General features: G+C 60.3%; 8 protein-coding genes. 5 read left to right on the forward strand and 3 right to left on the reverse strand.

The annotated features are described in order from the left end of the window. The first annotated feature begins 74 nt into the window (after positions 1–74). The 4 genes from F1379_RS18170 (at position 75) to F1379_RS18185 (ending at position 8,914) form a co-directional block, all read left to right on the forward strand. The gene (locus F1379_RS18170; protein WP_150272402.1) at positions 75–3,578 is read left to right on the forward strand and encodes a carbohydrate-binding domain-containing protein; all 3,504 of its coding nucleotides are present in this window, start codon (positions 75–77) and stop codon (positions 3,576–3,578) included. Between the two features lie 813 nt (positions 3,579–4,391). After that, positions 4,392–6,116 (forward strand): glycoside hydrolase family 3 protein, encoded by a 1,725-nt coding sequence (locus tag F1379_RS18175; RefSeq protein WP_150272404.1) that lies wholly within the window; start codon positions 4,392–4,394, stop codon positions 6,114–6,116. Then, a complete protein-coding gene (locus tag F1379_RS18180; protein ID WP_239004722.1) occupies positions 6,103–7,155 on the forward strand; it encodes a glycoside hydrolase family 88 protein in 1,053 nt (350 codons plus the stop codon). Before F1379_RS18175 ends, F1379_RS18180 begins: the two co-directional genes overlap by 14 nt. A 40-nt stretch (positions 7,156–7,195) precedes the next feature. Then, positions 7,196–8,914, forward strand: coding sequence for a hypothetical protein (locus F1379_RS18185; RefSeq protein ID WP_150272406.1), 1,719 nt, complete (start codon positions 7,196–7,198; stop codon positions 8,912–8,914). Positions 8,915–9,009: 95 nt separating this feature from the next. On the opposite strand, the gene hflX is transcribed toward F1379_RS18185, so the two are convergent. Next, the gene (hflX, locus tag F1379_RS18190; RefSeq protein WP_150272408.1) at positions 9,010–10,290 is read right to left on the reverse strand and encodes a GTPase HflX; all 1,281 of its coding nucleotides are present in this window, start codon (positions 10,288–10,290) and stop codon (positions 9,010–9,012) included. 528 nt (positions 10,291–10,818) lie between these two features. Between hflX and F1379_RS18195 the strand changes: the two genes are divergently transcribed. After that, the gene (locus F1379_RS18195; RefSeq protein WP_150272410.1) at positions 10,819–11,613 is read left to right on the forward strand and encodes a hypothetical protein; all 795 of its coding nucleotides are present in this window, start codon (positions 10,819–10,821) and stop codon (positions 11,611–11,613) included. A gap of 129 nt (positions 11,614–11,742) precedes the next feature. Here F1379_RS18195 and F1379_RS18200 read toward each other — a convergent pair whose 3' ends face one another. Then, the gene (locus F1379_RS18200) at positions 11,743–14,739 is read right to left on the reverse strand and encodes a DEAD/DEAH box helicase (protein WP_150272412.1); all 2,997 of its coding nucleotides are present in this window, start codon (positions 14,737–14,739) and stop codon (positions 11,743–11,745) included. Beyond that, positions 14,736–16,385: an SWIM zinc finger family protein gene (locus tag F1379_RS18205; RefSeq protein ID WP_162551203.1), complete on the reverse strand. Its 1,650-nt coding sequence runs from the start codon at positions 16,383–16,385 to the stop codon at positions 14,736–14,738. The genes F1379_RS18200 and F1379_RS18205 overlap by 4 nt, the downstream gene beginning before the upstream one ends. Between the last annotated feature and the right edge of the window lie 148 nt (positions 16,386–16,533).

Consider the following 16,533-nt stretch of genomic DNA (forward strand, 5'->3'; position numbering starts at 1 on the left):
ACCGGGTGTTCCTATTCGCCAAGCCAGCCGTTTGGTTGCCCGAATCTTATCATTAAAAGAAGAGGGTGTTAATTGTGCGAATTCAGAAAAAACCCGCATCACTGCTCGTTCTGTTGCTTATGCTGATTACCTTTCTTTCGCCGGCTGTACCATCGGCCGCCTTGTCCCAGGCTGAGACAGCCGTGCCGGAGACTCCTTTGTCCGCTCCTGTATCTGAAGGGTCCATGGTTGCCGGGGGCGCTTATGGGCCTTCTGTCGGCGAAGATGTGTACGGAGCAAGGAGAATGCTATGGCAGGTGGGGACTGCCGATAACAGCTCCGCAGAATTTACCGTGTACAATGACGTTTACAGCGAGCTATCTCTGCCGCTCGGGCCCGGCATCCTGGGGCAGCTGCCCCGCGGAATGAAGGCCGATATTAACGGTACGATGAGCCTGTCATTTAATTTAAGGGCGATACCGGTGCACGGCGTTCAGCTCAGCCTCAAGGTGATTGATGCGAGTACCGCCATTCCCCAGCTTGCCGTCTTTGCGAACGGCCAAATGAGCGGGCTGCTGCAGATTGCCGGGCTGAACAACGGCGAAACGGTGCCGGAGCATACCTGGAAGGAAACCTACAAGCTCTACATCCCCAAAGAGCAGCTGCAGACGGGCATCAATGTGCTGGAGCTGGCGCTTGACCCCGGAGTGTATGCCAATCCGCAGGCTGCCGGTTATACCGGGGATCAATATTTGTGGTTCGAATGGGACTACCTGAAACTGGAAGCGCTATCACGAGCAGCGGAAGAGCCGATCCACGGGCGTTATGTCCATTTGGGCACCACGCTGGCCGCTTCCACGTTCAGGTATGACGAGAACGCCATCCGGCACCTGTCGCCGATGGCGAAATGGCTGGGCATTGCCTACAGCGGCAACTGGATGCGCGCCTCCTTCTGGTCGGACACGAGCACCGGCTGGGACCCGCAGGGCCGGAACTACCTGGCTACGCTGCGCGATCTGAATCTTGCGCCGATGGTCAACATCATCGGGGCAAACTGGAAGAGCAACACTGAGCTGGCAGCCGGAACGATTCCTGCGGCGCTCCGGACCTATTATGCCAATTTCGTAACCAAGTTCGGAGATCTCTACGAATACGCCGAGACCGGCAATGAGCCGGGGCTGTTCGGCTGGTCGCAGCAGGCCGTGCTGGCCATCCATGAGCTGATGGACGAACAGCGGCAACTGAACAGCCAGCCTTATCTGAAGATAGTAGCCCCCGGTTGGGCCTACTGGCCTTACAATGGCATCCCCGACGGCTGGGAACGCGATGCTGAAGCGCGCCGTCCCATTGAGGAGATGTCGGATATCACCAACGGGCACAGCTACGGCGGCACCGGGGTACAGCCGCTGCCCGGTGCAGCGCTGTATGAGAATCTGCGCGTCTACAGCGAGGCGGAGGAGGGCTTCGGCAAAGAGATGGCGATGAGCGAGACGGGAGCCAATGACAACCATACCGACAACACGAAGTACGGCACGTACGCTTACCGGTTCGCCTCCGCCTTCGACCGTGAGATGCGTGCCGACATAGGCTATGCCGATCACATTATGCAGCATGCCGCCTTCTTCAACGATGGCACCGAATTTGGATTGTTCCGGTCAGATATCAACTGGAATACCCACCGGTTTGAAGATACGGAGGCCGTTCCGGCCCACAGCGGTGAGGCAGGTGAGACACGGCTCAAGACCTTCCGCCGGCTGGCGGCGGCGTATGCCACCCATGGCAGTCCCTTAAGCTATGAGCTGCTGAATGACTCCGCCCTGACCGGCAAGAAGGCGTATTTCCGCGCGGTGGATACCTCGGCGCTGGAGCCATCGGCGGTTGGTGCTGCGGCGGACAAAATTCTGCTCAATTTCGTGAACTTCGAGCGGGAGCCGCTTACGATGCAGGTGAAGGTGGCGATGCCAAGCAGCGGCGTCTATGCCGGCGACGTGTACGGGGCTGGCAATACGTATGCCACCGCCCATTCTACCGTGCAGCTCACAGCGGTACCGGAGCTTACGCTCACGGTCACGCTCGGCGCAGGGGAGACGGTGCAGTATATCCTGGAGCAGCCGGAGCACGTTGCGCCAACCGCTCCAGCGGGCCTGACGGCACAGGCGCTCAGCCATGACCAGATCAAGCTGGCCTGGACGGCGGCTACGGACAATGACGCCGTGGTCAGCTATAGCGTCTACCGCAACGGCGGGACTGTGCCGGTGGTTACTGTACCGGGGCGGATTACCTTCTGGAGCGATTATACGGTGGCGCCAAGTACGGCCTACAGCTACACCGTGCAGGCCGTCGACGATTCCGGCAATGTGTCCCCGCTTAGTCCGGCGGCTTCCGCCACCACACCAGCCATCACAGTAACCCCGCATGTCTACGGCGATCCGGGTAAATTTGAGGCCGAGGCGGCAACCTTTGCCCTGCCGCTGAAGATCGGCAACAACAGCGGTGCTTCGGGCGGCAAGGTGGTGGAGCAGACCCATGCCGGTCCTATCGCCATTGAGGGCTTCTATTCGGCGGCGGGCGGAAGCTACACGCTGAGCATAGCCTATGCATCCAGCCAGGAGTCGAAGAAGAACATCTATGTCAACGGGGTGAAGCAATCCACGGTTACCCTGCCGTCTACAGGCAGCTGGACCACGAACATTACCGCCCGCCAATACGGCATTACGCTGCAGCCGGGGTACAACACGATCAGCTTCACTTCGGGCGGCAACGGCGCCAATCTGGACTATTTCCGGCTGGACGAAGGCGCATATGTCCCGGTGGCCTCCTGGTACCCGGTAGAGCACAATAATGCTTACATCGACTATACCGGCTTCGAGACCGCGCCGAGCGGAGTCTCCCATGTGACGTACGCGCCGGAGGCGTCAGCGGTGTTCCATTTCAACGGCACCGGCATCCGCTGGCGGTCGGATATCAAGAGCGACATGGGCAGCGCCGAGGTGTACGTGGACGGCGAATATAAGCAGACCATTGTCATCCCTCAGGCCGGCCTTGAGGGCGACGATAAGGTGGTCTATGAGCTGACCGGGCTGCCATATGGCCTGCACCGGATCGAAATCCGCAACACCGCCGGACGGGTAGTGGTCCACGGCTTTGAATTTGAGGGCTATGAAGCTACGCTTCCGGTTCCGGGGCCCGATATGATTGTGACTGATATCGGCTGGAATATTGTGAACGCGGACGGCAGCCCATCCGCCCACACCACGCCGCAGCTTGGCGATTCCCTGATCTTCTGGGCCAAGGTGAAGAACATCGGCGTTCGTCCGACGCCGCTGAACAGCTCTACGGGAGCCGGAATGATTACCGGCGGCGTCTTCTCGGTGGACGGCGGAACCGTCTCCTGGACTGATACGCACACCGGCGTCATCCAGCCGGGCGAAGAGGTGATCCTGACGGCCAACAGCAGCGCCCAGGGCACGCCGCGCTGGACCATTCCGACCATCGGCGATTACCAGATTACCTTCTTCGTGAACGATATCTGGCGCTACGGCGAGATGAACAAGGAGAATAACAAGCTGACGGTCACCTTGAATGTTCCATTGCCCTGAGGGGGCGCGAGGCTTGCTTTGAAGCTTGCTGAAAATTGCAGCCGTCCGGCCTGCTGTTTATCCATGAAGGAGCGGTGAGCTAGGCGCCTCGCCCGGCCCATTGGGCGCCGGGGAATCTGAACCGGTTACCAGTCGGGTGCGCTGGGCGCCGGGGAATCTGAACCGGTTACCGGACGGGTCTGCTGGGCGCCGGGGAATCTGAACCGGTTACTGGACGGGTACGCTGGGAGGCAGAGAGCCTGAACCGGTTACGGATCCGGCCCGTTGGGCGGTGGAGAAGCTATTAGGCGGTCACTGATGGCCCCGCTTGTGCCGGAATAAGTGCCCCGTGTGCGTCTGAATATCAGGCGGCGGGGCTCTTTTTTGGAGTAACTTGAAGCATGCGGCTTCCTGAGGGTGCGAATGGATGAACGGGAGAAGCTTAGTTTGATTTTGGCACACTAATTCTGCCTATATTGCTGATTTCAACAATTTAATTGGATTATCTCCACTTAATTTGGTTGAAATTGATTGGATTACTACTTTTCACCTATATTAAGTGGCGGATATCCAACTAAGTCTGTGATTATCCTCCATACAGGTCAAATTAAGTGGTGATTTTCCAACTGCCGTCTGCGAACAGTATTGCCCTTATATAACTAGCATCATGACTAACATCTTGACCAGAGGATTGATCAAACAACCGGCAAGCATGCGGCACATATGTGCCGGAAACGCCGTAGAATTTTAAACTTATTTCGTAGCTGGCTTTATTTAGCGTCCAGTCCGATTTCGGTACACTGGGGGTAGCAAACAGCGGGGGGATATGGGAATATGCCAAGGCAACTAAGCAAGGAAGCGCAAGATTGGGTGGAGCAGACACTGGCCTCCATGAGCCTGCGCGAGAAAATCGGCCAGACGATGCAGGATCATGCCGGGCGGCTGCCGGTTGACGGGCGGGATGAAGCCGCTCTCAAGGCTTATCTGGAAGAATACCCGGTGGGCAGCTTCTTCATCGGGGGCGAGGTGATCCAGAGGGCAGCGGGCAAGGCGGCGGATTACCGGGATGCCGCTGAGCGGATGCAGCGCCTCAGCAAGTATCCGCTCTTGTTCTCGGGCGATCTGGAGTTCGGGGCCGGCTCGGCGGTGAGAAGCCTCACCGATTTCCCGCCGCTGCTCGCGCTGGCCGCCGCCGATGACGAGGAGCTCGCCTATGCGTACGGCAAATACACCGCTATAGAAGGCAGAGCCGCCGGGTTTACCTGGGCGCTGGCACCGGGAACCGATCTGCTACTGAACTGGATGAATCCGGTGATTACGACACGCTGTCTCGGCGACGAGCCGGAGCGCACCGCCCGTCTAGCTGCCGCCGTTGTGCGGGGGATGCAGGACTATGGACTGGCAGCCTGCGCCAAGCATTTTCCCGGGGATGGCGTGGATTGCCGGGATCAGCATATCGTCACTACCATCAACAGCTTGTCAGAAGAAGAGTGGTTCGCGACCTATGGACAGGTGACCCGGCGGATGATTGAAGAAGGCGTGTGGACCATGATGACCGGTCATATCGCGCTGCCGTGGCTGGAGGGGTATCAGGAAGGGCGGCCCGTACCGGCAACGGTATCGCGGCGGATTACCACCGATTTGCTGCGCACACGGCTGGGCTTTGAGGGGGTAGTTCTCTCGGACGCACTGGATATGGGCGGCTTCCTGGGCTGGGGGGCGTACGAGCGGCGAATCGTCGACTGCTTCAACGCCGGGACGGATGTGCTGCTGTGGCCGGGCGTACGTTACTTCGAGACGATGGAGCACGCGCTCCGGAGTGGAAGCGTCACCATGGAGCGGCTGGACGAAAGCGTGCGGCGCGTGCTCGGGCTGAAGGCAGCGCTCGGTGTCCAGCATCTTGATGCCGGCGGGCGCGATCCGCAGGCTGCCCCGCTCATCAATGACAGGCTGGCACCGGAGCAGGATACAGTGGTGCGGGGCTTAAGCCGCACGCTGGCTGAGCGCTCTGTCACACTGGTCCGCAACCACGGAGGCCTGCTGCCGCTGGACCCGCAGAAGACCAAGAGGGTATTGGTCATCAAGCTGAATAAAGTGACGGAAGGGCGCAAATACGGCCGGATGGACCGGTTCATCGAGCTGCTGCAGGCGCGCGGCCTGGAGGTCGATATTCTCGAGGAATTCGAGCCGCTGAACACGGTGTGGAAATGGGAGCAGGCCGGAATGCGCTGGGATGCCGCTTTTGCGCCGTATTTTCTGCCGCTGCACGGGATGATGAATACCGCACGTCCTGTGGGTGAGGCGGCCAAGGCCAGCTGGGCGATGCAGCATGCGGAGACCATCCGCCCGATCGGCATTTCGTTTGCTACACCCTATTTGCTGCGGGATATGCCGTTTCTGGATGCGCTCGTCAACGCCTATTCGCTTCATGAAGATACGATGGAGGTGCTTATCTCGGCACTCTTCGGAGAACTGCCCTTCCGGGGGATCTCCCCGGTTCAGGCGGAAACGGCAGAGCCGGATTTCAATCGGGGAGGCATAATCTGTGCTGAACACTAGGCATAAAATGCAAAAAACGCTGGAGACCCTGTTCCGCTACATGACCGATGAGCGGCACAGCGGCAACTGGGGGATGGATATCCATCACTGGGACTGGGTTCCCGGCGTAGGTGTGGGTTCGCTGTTCGAATACGGCACAGCGGCGGGAGCGGCTGAAGCTGTCGGTTACTGTCTGGAGTGGGTGCACCGCAACAAGCACAAAGCCGAAAGCACCCGTGTCATCAATGCATTCGCCCCTTACGCGGTGTATCCGGGGCTGTACCGGCTGACCAAGGATGAGCGGCTTCTGCGCGAGGCGGAAGAGGCAGCGGACTGGCTGCTCACCGAAGCGCCGCGCACCCGCGAAGGTGCGCTGGAGCATACCGTCACCGAGAATGCGTCCTTTCCCGAGCAGGTATGGGCCGACACTGTCTATATGGCCGTGCTGTTCCTGGCGCGGCTGGCCGGAGAGACAGGGGAACAGCGGTATGCGGAAGGGGCGGCAGCGCAGACGCTGCTGCATCTGCAGCTCTTGCAGGATACGCACAGTGGACTCTTGTTCCATGGCTGGAGCAGCCGGGAAGGCAGCCATATGTCAGCCGTACGGTGGGCCCGGGCCAACGCCTGGATTGTGCTGGCGGTGCCGCAGATTGCTACGGAAATTCAGGGAATGGTGACCATCCCGGAGGAGCTGTACAGCCGGTACGCGGCGCTGGCATCGGGACTACGGGCCACCCAGACCCCGGAGGGACTCTGGCATACTGTGCTGGACCGGCCGGACACGGTCACGGAGACCTCGGCAAGTGCAGGCATCGCCTGCGGCTTCATCGAGGGCGTCAGGAGCGGACTACTGGAATCCTCATATCTGGAATGCGTGAAGCGGGCGGTGCCCGGCATCCTTCCGCTGATTGGGGAGGACGGCGAGGTGCGGGGAGTATCGGGCGGTACGCCCGTCATGCCTTCAGTAGAGGCTTATAACAAAATTCCGGTCTATCCGACGCTTTATGGTCAGGGATTAACCATGCAATTGCTGACGCAGGCACTCAGTCTGTATGCCTGAATCAATACCATTCCCTCCGGGAAAGGGAGGAAGCCAAGCGATGAAAGAAACAGAAACAACACGTAACAGGGACGCAACCCTCGATGAGCGGGCTATGCTGATCCGCAAAATGGAGGCCTACGAGGAGCGCTACAACCCGGAGCTCCGCCTGCTGCGTTCACCGTTCAGCAGTCCGGGTTATCATACAACGATCCGGGAGGCCGAATTCATTCATTCCACCCGGGACTCCCTGTCCTATGCTCTGGGTCTGCTGGACACGGAGCTAGAACGTTATGAGCAGCGTGCCTTCGGCATCATCGGCAAGGTCGTTTCACTGCAGGATACCGACCGCAGCCGCGATACGTTCGGCATCTGGTCCTGGTTCTATGAGGAGCCGCTCGCGCAAATGTCGCCGCCGGACTGGAATTGGGCCGACTTCTGCGGCAGCCGGCTGGTCCAGGCGCTCGCGCGGCATGGGCACCGCTTGCCGGAGGCGCTGCGTGAAGACATGATCCAGGCCATCGACAACGCCTGCGAAGCCATTATCCGCCGCAACGTCGGCCCGGACTACACCAATATCGCCATCATCGGGGCGCTGGTGACGAGGATTGCCGGAGAACAGCTCGGGCGCGGTGACTTTGCGGAATACGGGCTGCAGCGGCTGCAGAAATTAGTTGACTATACGCGGGTACGCGGCGCTTTTCAGGAATATAACAGCCCGGTCTATACCTACATTGCCATTCTGGAGCTGTCCAAGCTGCGTGCCGAGACGGCGGACCCGCTCGTCAAAGGGCTGTGCGAGGAGCTGCTCGATCTGACCTGGCGGAGCGTCGCAGGGCATTATCATCCGGCAACCGGCCAGTGGTCCGGCCCGCACGCGCGCTGTTACGAGACCCTGCTGCATGGCCAGGGAAGGGCCTTCCTGCAGCTGACGACCCGGGGTGCCGTGCGATTCTTTGACTGGGCGGAGCTTCCCTATGAGGAGGAATGGTACCGGAGCGGAATGGAGTGCCCCGCCGCCTATCTGGGCTGCTTCACCGACCCCGCTGTCAAGGAAATCAGACAATGGTACGAGGGCGAGGAGAAGAACGGCACCGGCCGTTATGCGGTGACGTTCACAACCCCGCAATACAGCATCGGCTCCTTCACCCACAGCGATTTCTGGAATCAAAGAAGGCCGCTGCTGGCGTACATCGACAACAGCGGATCGCCGGTGTATCTCCGGCTCCGCTGCCTGCATGACGGCTATGATTACTGCTCCGCCCGCTTCAAGTCCCGGCAGAGTCAGGGAGAGGTACTGTTTGGCATCGACTTTATTACGAACGGCGGTGATACGCATCCGAACCTGGACCCTACCGGAGGGGTGATTGAGGCGGAGGATTTACGGCTGATGCTGGAGATCGGCGGGGCACAGGAGGGAGTAACCGTTCAAGCGGGTGAAGACGGGGCCCTACTTGTCATCGGAGATACCGAAGTGACCCTGACCACCTGGTTCGCGGCGTTCAGTGCCTGTCCGGACCCGAAGCGCAGTCTGAGATGGGAGATGCTCAGGGATGAACGGGGACTCCACCTGGATATGATTCTGTATTCCGGTCCGCGTACCGGCATTCATTTCGCCAAGCTGCAGCAGGCGGCCTTTGTCTTCTCGCTGGATCTTCAGCGGCCGGAGCCAGGGTCGCAGCCGCTGGTGGAACGGTCCGGCGACGGCCTGCTGCGGGTGGGCGGAAGTCCGGATGGGCCGCAGGACTTTTCCCTGAGCCTGGTGCCCGGTCCGGCCTAAGCCTGAGGTATACTGAAGCCTATAACGGCAGCTTAAGCACAGCAAGAGCCGGCTTTCTGGTCGCTGGACCAGGAAGCCGGCTCTATTTAGATATGCTAGTCTTCAAGTGTAACATCCACGAAATCATCCCGGAACCGCTCGTAATCGGCCAGCCGGCATTCCAGCTTCAGCCGCGTGCCTTCCTCTTCATAGCTGACGCCCAGCACATTGGCATGCTCGTTGAAGTAGGAAACCACGGAACCACGGTCATAGGGTACAAGAATTTCCCGCTGAACGTAATCGTTGAACACAGCCTTGCGGATCAGGCCGGTCAGCTCTTCAATCCCTTTGCCCTGCTTGGCGGAGAGCCAGATGGCATCCTTCTGGATGTCGGGATAGGCCAGATCGGTCAGGTCCGCCTTGTTATAAGCGTAGATGGTCTTGATTCCTTCGGCACCGAGCGCCTTCAGGGTCTCCTCGGTCACTTCCATATGCTGCTTATGCTGCGGGTCAGAAACATCGACCACATGAATCAGCAGGTCCGCTTCGGTCACTTCCTCCAGTGTAGAACGGAAGGCCTTCACGAGATGATGGGGCAGCTGGCTGACGAAGCCGACGGTGTCGGTCAAGAGAAAGCTCTTCTGGTCCGGCAGCCGGATGCTGCGCACTGAAGTCTCCAGCGTGGCGAACAGCATATCCTTGGCAAAGACCTGCTTGCCCGAGCCGGGATGATAGGTCTCAATCATGACATTCATGAGGCTGGATTTGCCGCTGTTCGTATAGCCGACGAGACAGATGACCGGCACTTCATTCTTATGCCGCTGCTTGCGCTGGATTTGCCGCCGTGCGACCATGGATTGCAGCTCGGTCTGCAGCGCATAAATCCGTTCTTCGATTCTTCTGCGGTCGAGCTCCAGCTTCGTTTCGCCGGTGCCGCGGTTCTTCAGCCCCGCGCCCCCGCCTTGCCGGCCCAGCGATTCGCGCATGCCGCTCAGCCGGGGCAGCATATACTGCAGGCGGGCGACCTCTACCTGGAGCTGGGCTTCCTTGGTTTGGGCACGCTCGGCAAAAATATTCAGAATCAGAATCGTCCGGTCGATAACCGTACGGTCAAGGGATGACTCCAGATTGCGGATCTGCGAAGGCGTCAGTTCATCATTGAAAATAATGACCGCATCCTCGGCGGTTTCCGCCAGCTGCGCGAGCTCGGCGATTTTGCCGGAGCCGATGTAATGGGCGGAATTGATCTTGGCAGCCTTCTGGGTCAGCTCGGCGACCACCTCCAGATTGCACGCGGCAGCCAGATTGCGCAGCTCATCCATCGAGTAGTCGAAATGCAGGTCGTTTTGCAGCTGTACGCCGACGATGACTGCGGGTTGTCTTAATGTTTGTTCCATACAGGTGAACCTCCTCAAGTTCTTAGACACAACAAAAAACACAGGGCCGTCTGCCTGTGCTGGCATCCATTTTATGAGGACTGCAGAATAGGAGGTACCGGACCGGGCGTGAAGCACCGGCTTCCGGCAATTCGCATGAAATCACGCGGCAAAGACCGGGCGGTACACGGAAAGTGGCCGCCGCAGATCACCGTTGTTTATCGAAATGCGAATACAATTCCATAAGGCATTGGCGAACATGGCCCCGCGGGGCCGTTCGTATCCTGCTTGAGCGGGTTGCCTAGTTAATGGACAGACCTATCCTGAGTCCTCTGCACACAGGGCAGAGCTTTAGCGCTATTCATAAGCATTAGCCTAAAGTACGAATCCGGATAAAATCTACCACACGGCAACCCTCCGTTCCTAAAAGTTACATTGAGTTTAGCACATCAGGCACTTTCTGGCAAACCTGCAGCGTTATTAATCCAGAAACTTCCTACTGATTATGCATATCATATATTAATTGTCTTTAGTAGAGGAGGGATATGCTTGCCTGTTCTGACCACTAACACCTTGACGAGTCATCCCACTGGAGGCCTGGCCGCCATCAGCCAGGCAGTCGTCAAAGTAGCCAACAACGGACCCGCCAAAGCGGTAGTTTATTTGACCGGGCTAAATAATGACAGCAGCTCTCAGATCCTTTTTGCCCAGGGACTGTTCGAGGTCGACTACCGGGAAGTGGTGAGTCTTACTTATAATATCACCCAGACCTTCTTTCAATTTAATGTGGTTTCCTCCCAGGAGCAGCTGCAGGTGCAGATCTTTCTTGTCGACGCCGCCGGTGTATGGACTCCGGTTGAGCTGCAGCGGACCCCTGTAAGCCGGATGACCTCGGAATTCCGCGACAACATGGCAGTGACGACTGCGAATTTCGCCGCGATCAGCTTCCGGAGGAATCCTGCGGTGGCCGTACCCGAGGCCGTTGCCGCCGAGATCCGCCCGGACGGATTCGACATTCTGGCCTCTACCCCGATCCGCTACATGATTGTGGCCGGGGGAACGCTCAATGGCACTTTTGTCAACTTTCCGACGTCAACCACCGCCATCCCGTTGAATGATACAGCGCTGCAGGTCAACTTTACCTGCACAACAGTGACCGGCGGCAGGGTGATTACCCAGGGCCTCGGTTCAGGCATATCGGGCGCCTATCAGAGCGTGGCGCAGAATCTGATCGCCCAGATGCAGTTGTATGACCTCCAGGAAGAGCCGGTCACCCTTGTGATCAGCTCACTGGCCGGAGAAGACACGGTAGCTGCTACATTCCGTATGTCGGAGCGGTGGTAGGCGGTACCATGAGCGGTGTGGAAGGATTAGAAGCAGGAATTCAGCCGACTCTGAAAAAGCCGATAATCCCGCGCGAAGGCATTGGATTATCGGCTTCTTTATTAAAGATATGCTGCCGGGGAGTGCACGCTACGCACTGAAATCCCGCCGCAGGGTGAACAGATCCTTCAGCGCATCATTGGACAGCTCGGTAATCCAGTTCTCCGAGCCGGCGATGACATCGTCGCTGAGCTGCTGCTTGCTCTCCAGCATTTCATCAATACGCTCTTCAAGCGTCCCGAGCGAAATGAATTTATGCACCTGCACATCCTTGGTCTGGCCCATGCGGTACGCGCGGTCCGTGGCCTGATTCTCGACGGCCGGGTTCCACCAGCGGTCGTAATGGAACACATGGTTGGCCGCCGTCAGATTGAGGCCGACGCCCCCTGCCTTCAGCGAGAGAATGAACACATTCGGCTGCTCGCGGTCCGGCGGCGTTCCCTCCGCCGGAAGGGGCGTCTGGAACCGCTCGATCATGCGGTCGCGGGCGCTTTTACCCGTGCTGCCGTTCAGATAGAGCACCGGCTCGTCCAGCTCCTGCTCCAGCACAGCCTTAAGCATATTGCCCATGCCAATGTACTGCGTGAAGATCAGGCAGCGCTCGTTCTCCTCGCGGAGCTCACGCACCATGGCCACCAGCCGTTCAAGCTTCGCCGAACGCTCGACCAGGGCGGCGTTGCTCTGCGGGTCTGCGTCTCCCGGAGCCGGAAGCGCATCCTTCGTCAGCAGCGCCGGGTGGTCGCAGAGCTGCTTCAGGGTCGTCAGCGCGGCGAGGATCGCCCCCTTGCGCTCGATGCCCTCCAGCTTCTGCATCTGCTCCAGCAGCCCGTTGACATGCTGGTCGTACAGGGCCGCCTGCTCCGCTGTAAGGTGGACGTAGGTCTTCATCTCGTTCTTGTCCGGAAGATCGAGCTGAATGGCCGGGTCCTTCTTCTTGCGGCGCAGCATGAACGGCTTGACCAGCTTCTGCAGGTCTGCCGTGCGTTCCGGGTCGCGTTCCTTCTCAATGGCATTGGCGAAGCGGGTCTGGAAGGCCTTGGCGCTGCCGAGGTAGCCTGGAGTGATAAAGTCGTAAATCGACCATAGCTCCGACAATTTATTCTCAATCGGCGTCCCCGTCAAGGCGATCCGGTGCAGAGCCGGGAAGCTGCGGACGGCTGCCGATTGCTTCGTTCCGGCGTTCTTGATATTCTGCGCCTCATCCAGGCAGATCGCCGACCAGGTGAACTGCTTCAGCAGCTCCTGGTCCAGTGCGGCGGTGGCGTAGGAGGTCAGCACCACATCGGCCTGCGAAGCGGCGCCGTAGAAATACCCGGCGTCCAGCCGACGGCTGCCGTAATGCAGCATAACGTTCAGCGAAGGGGCGAAGCGCTGCAGCTCCTTCTGCCAGTTGCCCAGCACCGAGGTCGGGCAGATAATCAGCGCCGGCCAGCCAGGCGGATCAGTCTGCGGCCGCAGCTCTCCGGAGCTCTCCAGCTCCTTGACGTGCAGCAGATAAGAGATCAGCTGCACCGTCTTGCCGAGGCCCATGTCGTCGGCGAGACATGCGCCAAGCCCCAGGCGGCGCAGGAAGGCGAGCCAGGCAAAGCCCTCCTGCTGATAGCTGCGCAGCTCGGCGCGCAGTCCGGCGGGCGGCGGCAGCTGCGGCAGCTTGCCCTGCCGCCCCAGCTGCCCGATCAGTCCGAGCAGATGCTCGTTCAGCTCGACCTCCAGGCGGATGCGGGCCGCCTCTTCTTCGGCCTGCTGCGCTGCCGCTTCTTCGGCGGCTTCTTCGCCGCCGCCCAGCAGGTGCAGCTGCAGGATGTCCTGGAAGGACAAGCCCTGCGACTTGTCCATCCCGGCCATGGCCCGCTGGATCTGGGCCATCAGCGCCGGGTCCAGCGCGACCCACTGGCCGCGGAACTCCACGAGCCGCTGCCCGCGCGCGGCCAGCTCCGCGAACTCGGCCTCGCTGAGGTCGGCATCGCCGATGGAGATGCGCCAGTCGAAGTCGACCAGCGCATCCAGACCGAACAGCGAGCGGCCGCCGCGCGTCCCTTCGCCGGCGCCGAGCTTGGCCCGCAGGCGCGGCTTGCGGCGCCGGGCCGCTTCCCACCAGGCCGGCAGCAGCACCTGCCAGCCGGCATCCAGCAGGCGCCGGCTGTCTTCGGTCAGGAACCGCCAGGCGGCATCGCCCTCCAGCGGCTGTGCCAGCACATCGGCGCCCGAGCCGACGTGGCCCGCAGGCAGGCTCTCGCGCAGCCGCGAGAGCCAGCCGTCCGCGCGGTCGAGGACGACCGCCGACCACGCGTCCGGCCAGCGCCCGTACGGCTCGCCGCTTGCCGCGAGCGTGACCGGAACAAGCGCGGCTTCATCGCGCTTGTCCTGCAAGAGCAGCTGCAGCCGCCAGAAGGGCCGATCCTCGTCCGGCTCCTGCAGCTGCAGGACGGGGCGGAACGGCGCGGTGTCGGCCTTCCACCCGATGGACATCAGCCAGCTCTCTTCGTCCATGCCGGCTGCCGATTCCCCGCTGCGGCTGAACAGCAGCGGAAATTCGCGGCGCAGGTCGGCGGATTCCGCCTCCGTGCCGTAAAAGCGCTGGAAGACCGCCGCCGAGAAGGCGGACGCCAAGCCTCTGGCGAAGCCGGGGCGTGACTGCATCGCCCGGAGCGCTTCGGCGGCTTCCTCCTGCAGCGCGGCTGCCGCTTCAAGCGCCTTGCGGTCCCAGCTCCATTGCAGCTGGCCCTCGCGGAAGGCGGCAAGGCCGGGCGCGTAATGCTTCGCAGCCAGCAGCTCCGCCGTTACCGGGGCGAGCGCGGCAAGCAGCGCGGCATCGCCCTGCCAGCGCCAGCCGACATGCTGCAGCAGCTGCGGCGCGGCGAAGAAAGGAATGACCTGTTCGGCAGGGAGAACCACCAGATCGACGCCCTCGGCGCTCTGCAGGGTAAGCTCCGTACCGTAGAAGGATGCTTCGTGCCAGGAGAACAGCTTGTGCTTGAGAGCAACCCCGGGAACATAATCGTTCCGTTCGTCGACGGCATAAATCAGGGCATCGCCGTATTCGCTCAGGGCAAGCTGGATAGTAATATCGCGTATATACATGCTCATGGCAGCAGATTTCCTTTCCGCAGTTCTTCCTGAAGCGCCCGTAGCCTATTGTGGCGGCCCGTGAACAGCTCCAGATACTCTTCCCAGCGTTGCGTGCGCTTCAGCTTCTTGTACAGCTTGGCGAGCCGTTTGAGCAGCTTCACCGCTTGTTTATAGCTGCTTCTGTTCTTCTCCAGCACAAGGCGTTCGACAGCCTGATGGTAGAACGGCAGCAGCAGCTCAGGGGCATTCTTCTCGATCGGCGCCAGGTCGCTGACCCGGAAATCGGCAGGCTGCTTGCCGGCGGCCAGCTGATAATCCATCCACTCGCGCCATTTGCCGTATTCCATCAGCAGATCCTCATAGATTTCTCTGGAGAGCGGCAGCATCCCGGCCAGCGTGTCCCACATTCTGGCCTCGGCCTCCGGTTCATGCCCGAGCGCATCCATCCAATAAGCCGCATAACCGCGCAAATTGTAGATCCGGCTGGTGAACAGCGGTCCGATCTCTACGAGCCAGTCCACCAGCCGCGGCCAATCTCCGGCTTCGGCCAGCGGTGCGAGGAAGCTGATCAGCTCGGCGGGGTACATGCCGGGCCGCTCGGCGGCCTGGACCAGGCGCCCCCAGGCCGCACGGTCATCGTGCAGCAGGTAATACATCCGCGCTTCCGCCAGCAGCAGGGAGTGACGGGACAGTGAAGCGCCGAGCTGGCCTTCGGCTTCCCGGAGCTGATCCAGCTCCTCCAGATACAGCTGCGGCGAATCGGCATGCGTAGCCATCCAGCTGCGCCACAGCAGGTCGTAGCACACGGAGAAATAAGGCTGCTCCCGCGAACGGTCACGGGATTCGGTCAGCATTTCCCGGCGCAGCAGAGCCAGCGTGTCCATCAGGCGCGGCCATGCTTCCGGCTCCTCCGCCAGCGGCAGAGGCTGCTCCATCATACCGGTTATCGAATCCTGCAGCTCGGTAACCGCGAGTGAAGTATAGTACCCCAAGGACGAGTAGCTGAGGGGAGAAGAGGCTCCTGCCGCATGCAGACCACCCGGCCGAAGCAAGCCCTCCAGGATGAATAAACGGGTATGAAGCTGGAACAGCAGCTGCGAAGCGGGAGAGAGCTGCGGCGCCGCTTCGAATACGGCCGCCAGCGCTCTTTGCACGTATGCCGGATTACGCACGGTATGGGCAAGCGGAGCGGTTAACTGGGCCAGGCACTCCCGCCAGTCTTCCACGCTGCCTGCGGCGATGCGGCCGGAAAGCTCGTTCAGCCGCTCCTGCCGGAGCTCACGGGCCCCGGCAGCGGAAGGAGGGGTGAAGGCCGGAGCCTTGGCCCGGGTCAGGACCGCCTTGGCGTTGGCGATCAGGTGTACGGAGCGCTCCTGCATTTCGGCATAAGCCATGAGAGCTGCGGCTATATGCTTGCAGGGGCCCTGCACTGGGCAGTCACAACGGCTTTGGGACAGGTGGTCCAGCTCCAGGACCACGGCATAGTCCTCACGGCCTTCGACCAGCGCCATCATTTTTACGGGCGTAAACATATTGGGGGCATGCACCCGCTGCTGCTTGAAATATTGAAACCCCCGCTTGAGGGTCAGATCATCAAAAAGATAGGCCACGTCCGCAACGAGCTTGTCCCACCCGGCATCGTCCATGGCATAGTTTGGCTGCATCGCAATCGTACTCCTGTACATAGTGTCATAAATCCATTTCATTATTATAGCACTTCCGGCGCAGCTAGCCCGCACTCTACGCAAACTTCTATATACTGGTTCGGGAAATAGCCGCAAACAGAGGGAGATGCTGAATTTGGATGCGGGA

This window comes from Paenibacillus tepidiphilus (assembly GCF_008635795.1).
GTDB classification, from domain to species: Bacteria; Bacillota; Bacilli; order Paenibacillales; family Paenibacillaceae; genus Paenibacillus_AQ; species Paenibacillus_AQ tepidiphilus.

What these genes read in the sequence shown, in the direction of transcription:
- F1379_RS18175 (WP_150272404.1), top strand. Translation starts at nt 4,392, where the DNA reads ATGCCAAGGCAACTAAGCAAGGAAGCGCAAGATTGGGTGGAGCAGACA.
- F1379_RS18185 (WP_150272406.1), top strand. Translation starts at nt 7,196, where the DNA reads ATGAAAGAAACAGAAACAACACGTAACAGGGACGCAACCCTCGATGAG.
- hflX (WP_150272408.1), bottom strand. Translation starts at nt 10,290, where the DNA reads ATGGAACAAACATTAAGACAACCCGCAGTCATCGTCGGCGTACAGCTG.
- F1379_RS18200 (WP_150272412.1), bottom strand. Translation starts at nt 14,739, where the DNA reads ATGAGCATGTATATACGCGATATTACTATCCAGCTTGCCCTGAGCGAA.
- F1379_RS18205 (WP_162551203.1), bottom strand. Translation starts at nt 16,385, where the DNA reads ATGCAGCCAAACTATGCCATGGACGATGCCGGGTGGGACAAGCTCGTT.